The sequence below is a fragment of the Mycobacterium sp. genome, from assembly GCF_049278535.1.
Taxonomy (GTDB): domain Bacteria; phylum Actinomycetota; class Actinomycetes; order Mycobacteriales; family Mycobacteriaceae; genus Mycobacterium.
The window spans coordinates 1-9,702 of the sequence record NZ_JBAPMI010000309.1; the positions used below are offsets into that span (position 1 = coordinate 1).

Annotated in this window: 11 protein-coding genes and 1 pseudogene; 9 read left to right on the forward strand and 3 right to left on the reverse strand. The window is 65.9% G+C overall.

From position 1 onward, the window contains the following. The 7 genes and pseudogenes from WAO18_RS20520 to WAO18_RS20550 form a co-directional block, all read left to right on the forward strand. Positions 1-507 (forward strand): annotated as a pseudogene (locus WAO18_RS20520) (DNA-directed RNA polymerase subunit beta'); the annotation flags it as partial. Between the two features lie 78 nt (positions 508-585). After that, entirely contained in the window at positions 586-1,344 is a 759-nt protein-coding gene (locus WAO18_RS20525) for a deoxyribonuclease IV (RefSeq protein ID WP_422208073.1), read from the forward strand. 1 nt (position 1,345) lies between these two features. Continuing rightward, positions 1,346-2,191 carry an alpha/beta hydrolase family esterase gene (locus WAO18_RS20530; RefSeq protein WP_422208074.1) on the forward strand — a complete coding sequence of 282 codons (846 nt, stop codon included), beginning with the start codon at positions 1,346-1,348 and terminating at the stop codon, positions 2,189-2,191. Between the two features lie 47 nt (positions 2,192-2,238). Beyond that, positions 2,239-3,867: an acyl-CoA dehydrogenase family protein gene (locus WAO18_RS20535; RefSeq protein ID WP_422208075.1), complete on the forward strand. Its 1,629-nt coding sequence runs from the start codon at positions 2,239-2,241 to the stop codon at positions 3,865-3,867. Between the two features lie 58 nt (positions 3,868-3,925). Beyond that, entirely contained in the window at positions 3,926-4,864 is a 939-nt protein-coding gene (locus WAO18_RS20540) for a crotonase/enoyl-CoA hydratase family protein (RefSeq protein WP_422208076.1), read from the forward strand. Between the two features lie 16 nt (positions 4,865-4,880). Beyond that, on the forward strand, positions 4,881-5,603 hold the full coding sequence (locus WAO18_RS20545; RefSeq protein ID WP_422208083.1) for a PaaX family transcriptional regulator C-terminal domain-containing protein: 723 nt from the start codon (positions 4,881-4,883) through the stop codon (positions 5,601-5,603). Next, complete coding sequence (locus WAO18_RS20550; protein ID WP_422208077.1) at positions 5,600-6,367, forward strand: crotonase/enoyl-CoA hydratase family protein; 768 nt, start codon at positions 5,600-5,602, stop codon at positions 6,365-6,367. Before WAO18_RS20545 ends, WAO18_RS20550 begins: the two co-directional genes overlap by 4 nt. Here the strand turns inward: WAO18_RS20550 and WAO18_RS20555 are convergent. From WAO18_RS20555 to WAO18_RS20565, 3 genes are read right to left on the reverse strand one after another with little or no spacing between them, the layout of a single operon-like run. Next, complete coding sequence (locus WAO18_RS20555) at positions 6,361-7,533, reverse strand: FAD-dependent monooxygenase (protein ID WP_422208078.1); 1,173 nt, start codon at positions 7,531-7,533, stop codon at positions 6,361-6,363. The two genes, WAO18_RS20550 and WAO18_RS20555, sit on opposite strands and share 7 nt — an antisense overlap. A gap of 12 nt (positions 7,534-7,545) precedes the next feature. Next, positions 7,546-8,004: a DUF3060 domain-containing protein gene (locus WAO18_RS20560; RefSeq protein ID WP_422208079.1), complete on the reverse strand. Its 459-nt coding sequence runs from the start codon at positions 8,002-8,004 to the stop codon at positions 7,546-7,548. A 5-nt stretch (positions 8,005-8,009) separates the two neighbouring features. After that, a complete protein-coding gene (locus tag WAO18_RS20565) occupies positions 8,010-8,387 on the reverse strand; it encodes a DUF3060 domain-containing protein (RefSeq protein WP_422208080.1) in 378 nt (125 codons plus the stop codon). 147 nt (positions 8,388-8,534) lie between these two features. On the opposite strand from WAO18_RS20565, the gene WAO18_RS20570 reads away from it, so the two are divergent. Continuing rightward, a complete protein-coding gene (locus tag WAO18_RS20570) occupies positions 8,535-9,173 on the forward strand; it encodes a TetR/AcrR family transcriptional regulator (protein ID WP_422208081.1) in 639 nt (212 codons plus the stop codon). A gap of 281 nt (positions 9,174-9,454) precedes the next feature. After that, on the forward strand, positions 9,455-9,702 hold a 248-nt coding region (gene rpsL / locus WAO18_RS20575), incomplete at its 3' end, for a 30S ribosomal protein S12 (protein ID WP_422208082.1).

Below are 9,702 nucleotides of genomic sequence, written 5' to 3' on the forward strand. Positions count from 1 at the left end.
ATCCACGACAAGCACATCGAGGTGATCGTCCGGCAGATGCTGCGCCGGGTGACCATCATCGACTCGGGCTCGACGGAGTTCCTGCCCGGTTCGCTGATCGACCGTGCGGAGTTCGAGGCTTCCAACCGTCGCGTGGTGGCCGAGAGCGGCGAGCCCGCGGCCGGACGTCCGGTCCTGATGGGTATCACCAAGGCGTCGCTGGCCACCGACTCGTGGCTGTCCGCGGCGTCGTTCCAGGAGACCACGCGTGTGCTGACCGATGCGGCGATCAACTGCCGCAGCGACAAGCTGCAGGGTCTGAAGGAGAACGTGATCATCGGAAAGCTGATCCCGGCCGGTACTGGCATCAACCGTTACCGCAACATCCAGGTGCAGCCGACCGAAGAGGCCCGCGCTGCGGCGTACACGATCCCGTCGTACGAGGATCAGTACTACAGCCCGGACTTCGGCCAGGCCACCGGAGCCGCGGTACCGCTGGACGACTACGGCTACAGCGACTACCGCTAGTCCACTATCGAAAAAGCCCCGGGATGCGCCCGGGGCTTTTTCGTGAGCCTGTCCGGCTGTCTCACTAGACTGGCCGACGTGCTCATCGGTTCACATGTCAGCCCGCAGGATCCACTGGCCGCAGCGGCGTCCGAAAGCGCCGACGTCGTGCAGATCTTTCTCGGTAACCCGCAGAGCTGGAAGGCGCCTAAACCGCGGGAGGATGCCGCGGAGCTCAAGGCCGCGGCCCTGCCGATCTACGTGCACGCGCCCTATCTGATCAACGTCGCCTCGGCGAACAACCGGGTGCGGATCCCGTCGCGCAAGATCCTTCAGGACACCTGCGACGCGGCCGCCCAGATCGGCGCCGCCGCGGTGATCGTGCACGGCGGCCACGTGTCCGAAGACACCGATCTCGACGAGGGTTTCCTGCGTTGGGGCAAGGCACTCGACCAGCTGGAGACCGAGGTCCCGGTGTATCTGGAGAACACGGCCGGCGGCGACCACGCGATGGCCCGCCATTTCGACACGATCGCCCGACTCTGGGATGTCATCGGCGACAAGGGAATCGGCTTCTGCCTCGACACCTGCCACGCCTGGGCGGCAGGGGAGGCGCTGGTCGACTCCGTCGACCGGATCAAGGGCATCACCGGCCGGATCGACCTGGTGCACTGCAACGACTCCAAGGATTCGGCGGGCTCGGGGCGCGACCGGCACGCCAATTTCGGGACCGGGCAGATCGATCCAGAGCTGCTGGTCGCGGTGGTCAAGGCCGCGGACGCGCCGGTGATCTGCGAGACCGCCGAAGAGGGACGCAAAGACGATATTGCGTTCCTGCGGGAGAAGACGAGCGGCTGAGATGCTTCGTCGGATCGCGATGCTGCTGGGCGTCGTGCTGATTGTCGCGAGTTGTGCTGTCCTGCATCCCAAGCCGCCGTCCGGCTTCGTGGAGGGCGCGAGCATCCACACCATCAGCGTCGGCGGACATGATCGGGTCTATCGGCTGCACAAGCCTTCGGGGCTGTCGGCACCGGCGGGGCTGGTCGTCGTGCTGCACGGTGGCTTCGGCAGCGCCGAGCAGGCCGAAAGGTCCTACGGCTGGGATCAATTGGCCGATTCATCGAAGTTCGTCGTCGCCTACCCCGACGGTGTCAGCCGGGCCTGGAACGTCGACGGCGGTGGGTGCTGCGGCAGGCCCGCCCGCGAACACATCGACGACGTCGGCTTTATCACCGCGGCCGTCGTCGATGTCACGAAGAATGTCAGCATCGACGCCTCTCGGCTGTATGCCACGGGCATGAGCAACGGCGGCATGATGTCGTACAGCCTGGCCTGCAACACCACCCTGTTCGCCGCGATCGGCCCGGTGTCCGGTACACAGCTGGACCCATGCCGATCGCCGCACCCGGTGTCGGTGATGGCGATTCACGGCACCGCGGATCCGAATATCCCCTACGGCGGCGGTGAGGGGCACGGCTACGCCCACATCAACGGACCGCCGGTGCCCGAGCTGAATGCGTTCTGGCGCAATGTCGATCGTTGCCAGCCGCCGGCCGAGACGACCAGCGGCTCGGTCACCACGTCGACCGCCTCGTGCGCCGGCAACCGCGGCGTGGCGCTGATCACGGTCGGCGATGGCGGCCATCACTGGCCGGACTTCGCCACCGCGAAGCTGTGGGAGTTCTTCGCCGCCCATCCACGCTGAGCATTACACCTCTTGTGCGGTTGTAGAAAAAATGTAACATTGGTGGGATGCCAGATACTCATGTCGTCAGTAACCAGGTGCCGCCGTTGGAGGAGCACAACCCGGCATCGTCCCCGGTTCTCGTCGAGGCGCTGATCCGCGAAGGCGGTCAGTGGGGCCTGGACGACGTGACCTCGGTCGGCGCGATCTCCGGCGCCAGGCAGACCCAACGCTGGGGTGAGCTGGCCCAGCGCAACCGACCGATCCTGCGGACCCATGACCGCTACGGCAACCGCATCGACGAGGTCGAATACGATCCGGCCTACCACGAGCTGATGCGCGTTGCGCTCGAGCACGGGTTGCACGCCGCGCCGTGGGCCGACGACCGGCCGGGCGCGCACGTGGTGCGCGCGGCCAAGACCAGCGTGTGGACCGCCGAGCCGGGGCACATGTGCCCGATTTCCATGACGTACGCGGTCGTCCCGGCGTTGCGGTTCAACCCCGAGTTGGCCGCCGTCTACGAGCCCCTGCTGACCAGCCGCGAGTACGACCCCGAATTGAAGGTTGCGGCCACCAAGGTCGGGATCACCGCCGGCATGTCGATGACCGAAAAGCAGGGTGGCTCCGACGTCCGGGCCGGCAACACCGAAGCCACCCCCAACGGCGACGGTACCTACCGGCTGACCGGCCACAAGTGGTTCACCTCGGCACCGATGTGTGACGTCTTCCTGGTGCTCGCCCAAGCTCCGGGCGGGCTGTCCTGCTTCTTCCTGCCCCGGGTACTGCCCGACGGCACCCGCAACCGGATGCATCTGCAGCGGCTCAAGGACAAGCTCGGCAACAACGCCAACGCGTCCAGCGAGGTCGAATACGACGGCGCCACAGCGTGGTTGGTCGGTGAAGAGGGGCGCGGCGTTCCGACCATCATCGAGATGGTCAACCTCACCAGGCTGGACTGCACGTTGGGCAGTGCAACCAGCATGCGCACGGGGCTTACCCACGCCGTGCACCACGCCCAGCACCGCAAGGCCTTTGGCGAGTATCTGATCGACCAGCCGCTGATGCGCAACGTGCTGGCCGACCTGGCCGTCGAGGCCGAGGCCGCCACCATGGTCGCGATGCGGATGGCCGGCGCCACCGACAGCGCCGTGCGTGGCGACGAGACCGAAACCCTGCTGCGTCGAATCGGCTTGGCCGCCAGCAAGTACTGGGTGTGCAAGCGTGCGACCCCGCACGCCGCCGAAGCCATGGAGTGCCTGGGCGGCAACGGCTATGTCGAGGAGTCCGGCATGCCGCGGTTGTACCGCGAGGCGCCACTGATGGGAATCTGGGAAGGCTCTGGCAACGTCAGCGCCCTGGACACGTTGCGCGCCATGGCAACTCGCCCCGAGTGCATCGAGGTCCTCTTCGATGAGCTGGCCAAGAGCGCGGGCCAGGACGCCCGGCTGGACCGCCACGTCGAGCAACTGCGTCCGCAGCTGGGCGACGTGGAGACGATCCAGTATCGGGCCCGCAAGGTCGCCGAGGACATCTGTCTGGCGTTGCAGGGGTCGCTGCTGGTAAGGCACGGGCACCCGGCCGTTGCCGAAGCGTTCCTGGCCACTCGGCTCGAAGGCCAGTGGGGCGGCGCTTTTGGGACCATGCCCGCCGGGCTGGATCTCGCGCCGATCATCGAGCGTGCTCTGGTAAAGGGATGACGCGCGCCGACCCGACCGGGCACCGCATGAGCGGCGCAAATGCTGAGGAGTGGCGCCGATGACGCACGCGATCCGACCGGTTGACTTCGACAACTTGAAGACGATGACCTATGAGGTCACCGACCGGGTTGCGCGCATCACCTTCAACCGGCCCGACAAGGGCAACGCGATCATTGCCGACACTCCGCTGGAACTCTCGGCTTTGGTGGAACGCGCTGACTTGGATCCCAACGTGCACGTCATTCTGGTCTCGGGGCGCGGCGAGGGTTTTTGTGCGGGGTTCGATCTGAGCGCCTATGCAGACCGCACCGGCTCGGCCGGTGGCACCGGCGCCTATCACGGAACCTCGCTGGACGGTAAAACCCAGGCGGTCAACCACTTACCGAATCAGCCGTGGGACCCGATGATCGACTATCAGATGATGAGTCGCTTCGTGCGCGGCTTTTCCAGCCTGCTGCACGCGGACAAGCCGACGGTGGTCAAGATCCACGGCTATTGCGTGGCCGGCGGCACCGATATCGCGCTGCACGCCGACCAGGTGATCGCCGCATCCGATGCCAAGATCGGCTATCCGCCGACCCGCGTCTGGGGGGTGCCGGCCGCCGGGTTGTGGGCGCATCGGCTGGGCGACCAACGCGCCAAACGTCTTCTGCTGACTGGGGATTGCATCACCGGAGCCCAAGCGGCCGAGTGGGGTCTGGCGGTCGAGGCACCGGACCCCAAAGACCTCGACGAGCGCACCGAACGTCTGGTGGAGCGGATCGCCGCGGTGCCGGTCAACCAGCTGATCATGGTGAAACTCGCACTCAATTCCGCACTGCTGCAACAAGGCGTGGCGACCAGCAGGATGGTCAGCACGGTGTTCGACGGTGTCGCCCGGCACACGCCCGAGGGACATGCGTTCGTTGCCGACGCGGTCGAGCACGGCTTCCGCGAGGCGGTCAAGCACCGCGACGAACCGTTCGGTGACTACGGCCGGCGCGCTTCGCAGGTGTAACACGATGCCGAAATCGTTGGCGCGCATGACCGCCCGGTCGGTGGTGCTCAGCGTGCTGCTCGGCGCGCACCCGGCATGGGCCAGCGCGGCCGAGCTGATACGGCTCACCAACGACTTCGACATCAAAGAAGCCACGTTGCGGGTGGCCTTGACCCGGATGGTCGGCGCCGGCGACCTGGTCCGGTCCGCCGACGGCTACCGGCTCGCCGACCGACTGCTCGCCCGTCAGCGCAGGCAGGACGAGGCCATGCGGCCCCAGCTTCGGCCCTGGCGCGGGTACTGGACCACGTTGATTGTCACCAGCATCGGCACCGACGCCCGCACCCGTGCTGCCTTGCGAACGACTCTGCACCACAAGCGTTTCGGTGAGTTACGTGAAGGCGTGTGGATGCGCCCGGACAACCTCGACCTCGACCTCGACGCCGACGTCCGTGACCGGGTGCGGGTCGTGCAGGCCCGCGACGACGAGCCGGCCGAGTTGGCCGGCCAGCTCTGGGATTTGGCGTCGTGGGCTCGTACCGGTCGGCGGCTGCTCGCCGACATGTCGGACGCCGCCGACGTGCCGGCAAAGTTCGTCGTGGCCGCCGCGATGGTGCGCCACCTGCTGACCGATCCGGTGCTACCGGCGGAACTGCTGCCCGCGGACTGGCCCGGTACCCGACTGCGGGCCGAATACAACGACTTCGCCGCCGAACTGCTCGCGCGGCGCGACGATATCCGATTAGTGGAGGCGAAATGAGCGATCCGGTACGCGTAGAACGTCGGGGTCCGGTGACCACCGTGATCCTCAACCGGCCCGAGGCCCGTAATGCGGTCAACGGACCAACCGCTACCGGACTGTTTGAGGCGTTCGACGAGTTCGACCGCGACAACACGGCATCGGTGGCAGTGCTCTGGGGCGATCACGGAACATTCTGTGCCGGAGCGGATTTAAAAGCGCTCGGCACCCCGCAGGCCAACGCGGCGCACCGGACGGGCCCCGGGCCGATGGGGCCCACTCGAATGGTGTTGTCAAAACCGGTGATTGCCGCGGTCAGTGGTTATGCGGTCGCCGGCGGGCTGGAGCTCGCATTATGGTGCGATCTCCGAGTCGCCGAGGAGGACGCCGTGTTCGGGGTGTTCTGCCGTCGGTGGGGGGTACCGCTGATCGACGGTGGCACGATCCGGCTGCCTCGGCTGATCGGGCAGAGCCGGGCGATGGACCTGATCCTCACCGGTCGTGCGGTCGAGGCCACCGAAGCGCTGGCGATCGGCCTGGCTAATCGTGTTGTGCCCAAAGGGCAGGCGCGCGCAGCTGCCGAGGAGTTGGCCGCCGAGTTGGCTACGCTGCCGCAGCAATGCATGCGATCGGATCGGCTCTCGGCGTTGCATCAGTGGGGGACAAACGAAGCCGACGCGCTGGACTACGAATTCGCCAGCCTCTCCCGGGTAGCCGCCGAAGCGATGGAAGGTGCCGGACGTTTCGCCGCCGGCGCCGGCCGCCACGGCGCGGCGGCTCAGTAGTTCGGCAGGCTGAAGGAACGCGCCGCCGCCAACGACTGCCGGGCGACCAGCTTGCTGACGGCTGGGATGCGCAGCATCCGAAGAGCGACGTTGCGTAGCGGGGCGAGCCGGCCCGAGGAGAAGCGTTCGGTTCTCAGGGCGTCGATCGCGAGCTTCTGACATCGCGCGACGTACGGAGTCAGTAGTCCCTGGTATCGGACGAACGCCGCAGCGTAATCGTCACCCGCCGCGTGCATTTCGTGAGCCAGTACGTAGCACCCGACCAACGCTAGAGTGGTGCCCATACCCGAGCGTGGCGAGGCGCACCAGGCCGCATCGCCGGTCAGACACACCCGTCCACGCGCGTACGAATCCAGGTGGACTTGGGCGATCGAATCGAAGTACACCTCCGGCGCCGTGGCGAGACCTTCGAGCAGAGTGGGAACTTCCCATCCCATCTCGGCAAATCTCTCATTGAACAGCCGCTTGTTGCCTTTGGTGTCGCGATAGTCGAACGCGACGTGCGGGTCGTTGAGAAACAGGCTGGCTCGCGCCGGCTTGTCGGGTTCGATGCCCTGCAGGGCCACGGTTCGGCCGGCATCGATGTAGGCCATGCCGCAATGGTCGAGCCGCAGACGGTTATCGATGTCGAAGAATCCGAAACACTGACCCAGTTGGGTGACGTAGCGCTCTTCTGGGCCGAACACCAACCTGCGCGTGCCGGAGTGCAGCCCGTCGGCGCCGATAACGAGGTCGTAGCGGGCGGTCGATGCGTCGCTGAAGGTCGCGTCGACCTCATGACCGTTGTCTTCGAGCGCCGTAACGCGAACGCCGAAGCGGTAATTCACGTCGTGACGGACGGCGTCGTACAAGATGCGGGTGAAATCTCCCCAGTGCATCTCCACCTCGCCACTGATGACTTCGGCGGGCAGACGGCCGACTTCCTTGCCTTTCTCGTCAACCAACACCAGCGGCCCCATCTGGGTGGCGCCCGCCTTCACCTGTTCGAGCAGACCCATCTTCTCGAGCACGGTGAGCGCCGGGCCTCGAAAGTCGACGGCCTGTCCGCCGGTGCGCAGTTGGGGAGCCTGTTCGACGATCGTGACAGCGTGGCCTTGTCTGGTGAGCCAGAAGGCCAGGCTCGGTCCGGCGATGCCGCCGCCGCTGATCAGGATGTCGAATGGCATTGCTGCGTAAGACTAACCGGCTTTGTTGATGGTGTTACCACTGCCGAGGTTATCGACCTTGGGATCGCCCGCTTTATAGCTGATCGTGTTGTTGAATCCGACCACGTTGAGTTGTGTGTCGATCTTGTCGATGGTGATCTTGTTGTCGGCACCGCCGATGCTCACGGTTCCGCAGGTGCCTTTGACCGTCAGCGTGTTGTTGGATCCGCCGACGTTCAGCGACTTGCCGTCGCCGCAATCGAGAGTGGTTGTGGTGCCCAGTGATCCGTAGTTTATCGTGTTGCCGATGTCGAACTGGGCGCCGGTGCTGGTCGTGGACGGAGCGGGCGTCGACGAGGTCGGCGAGCCGGTCGATGGCGCCGTGCCGTTGTTCTTCGGACCGCAGCCCGCGATCCCGAGCACCGCCACCGCAGACAGCGCCAGGGCGGCCGCCGCGGCCCGACGGCGTGACGAGCCGTAGGCGTTGCCCATACTGCTTATCCCCCTACGTGACTGACGCGATTGGTCATGCCGAGTTCGCGACCGCGATCCCACACGACCGGGTCGCCGCTCTTGTAGAAAACCGACTCGTTGGAACCGTAGACGGTGATGTCGTGGACGACGTTGTCGGCGACGACCGTATGACCCGAGCCCATCACCGATATCGCCCAGCACGAGCCCAGCGCGTTGACGACGTTCCTGGTGCCGTCGACCAACAGCGTCGCTCCGTTGCAGTCGATGGTCTGCTCGATACCTTCACCGGTGATGTGCGTGTCACCGTTCTTCGCGTGCGCGGTCGGCGCGCCGGCAGCCGAGGTAAACGCGATGGCGATCGCGGAGGCCGCCACAGCTCGGCAAGGAATCGACCAATTCACTCCCGGGCTCCTCTCGCCGTGGCGCGTGATCTGCTCGAAAAGAGCCTACGTGTTTGCGTCGTCGGCAGACTAGAGTTCTTCGTTCCGGGATGGCTTCAACTAGAAGTCGTCGACTTACCCGGTAACGCGACCGAAGGGGCGATCGTCATGCCAGCTGAGCCGGAGTCGTCGGCTGGCCGGTCGGGCGCCGGAGCAAAGCCCGCGTCCCGTGCGACCAGATTGAGTCGCGAGATCATCGTCAACGCCGCGCTCACCTTCTTGGACCGCGAGGGCTGGGACGCCCTGACGATTAACGCCTTGGCGACGCAGCTGGGAACCAAGGGCCCGTCGTTGTACAACCACGTCGACAGCCTGGAAGACTTGCGCCGCACGGTGCGAATCCGCGTCATCGACGACATCATCACGATGCTCAACCGGGTGGGCGAGGGCCGTGCGCGTGACGATGCCGTGCTGGTGATGGCCAGCGCGTATCGCAGCTACGCCCATCACCACCCGGGCCGGTACTCGGCCTTCACCCGGATGCCGCTGGGGGCCGGTGACGATCCCGAGTACACCGCCGCTACCCGGGCTGCCGCCACGCCGGTGATCGCCGTGCTGTCCTCCTACGGTCTGGACCTCGAGCAAGCCTTCTATGCGGCACTGGAATTCTGGTCGGCAATGCACGGCTTCGTCCTGCTGGAAATGACCGGGGTAATGGACGACATCGACACCGACTCGGTGTTCTCGGATATGGTGCTGCGGCTGGCCGCCGGCATGGAGCGACGCAGCGAATCCGCGGCGCAGTAGGCCGGGTAACCATGCCCGGCCAAGCGGTCCATCGGACCCCGACATCGTCGCTTTGACCTGCCGGACTAGCGGCGGGTAATGTGGTGGCTCGTGCCTGGCGGTTTTAGGCGCTTCACCTAAGACGCGCACGCCGGGCCAATTCGCATGTCAACTACGCATCGGATTAACTCCGCGGCGAGCGCCTGCGACACACCCGGCCGCGGGGGACTGCGGGAGGGCGTAACTGCACTACAGAGACTTAGAAGCACCCGTATCAAACAGAAACAGTAGGAAGCCGGTAGATGCCAACCATTCAGCAGCTGGTCCGTAAGGGTCGCCGTGACAAGGTCGCCAAGGTCAAGACCGCGGCCCTCAAGGGCAGCCCGCAGCGCCGCGGGGTGTGCACCCGCGTGTACACAACGACTCCGAAGAAGCCGAACTCGGCGCTTCGCAAGGTCGCGCGTGTCAAGCTGACCAGCCAGGTTGAGGTCACCGCGTACATCCCCGGTGAGGGTCACAACCTGCAGGAGCACTCGATGGTGCTGGTGCG

Excerpts from the sequence above, each read along its gene's own strand:
- WAO18_RS20530 (WP_422208074.1), top strand. The coding sequence starts at position 1,346 with ATGCTTCGTCGGATCGCGATGCTGCTGGGCGTCGTGCTGATTGTCGCG.
- WAO18_RS20535 (WP_422208075.1), top strand. The coding sequence starts at position 2,239 with ATGCCAGATACTCATGTCGTCAGTAACCAGGTGCCGCCGTTGGAGGAG.
- WAO18_RS20540 (WP_422208076.1), top strand. The coding sequence starts at position 3,926 with ATGACGCACGCGATCCGACCGGTTGACTTCGACAACTTGAAGACGATG.
- WAO18_RS20550 (WP_422208077.1), top strand. The coding sequence starts at position 5,600 with ATGAGCGATCCGGTACGCGTAGAACGTCGGGGTCCGGTGACCACCGTG.
- WAO18_RS20555 (WP_422208078.1), bottom strand. The coding sequence starts at position 7,533 with ATGCCATTCGACATCCTGATCAGCGGCGGCGGCATCGCCGGACCGAGC.
- WAO18_RS20560 (WP_422208079.1), bottom strand. The coding sequence starts at position 8,004 with ATGGGCAACGCCTACGGCTCGTCACGCCGTCGGGCCGCGGCGGCCGCC.
- WAO18_RS20570 (WP_422208081.1), top strand. The coding sequence starts at position 8,535 with ATGCCAGCTGAGCCGGAGTCGTCGGCTGGCCGGTCGGGCGCCGGAGCA.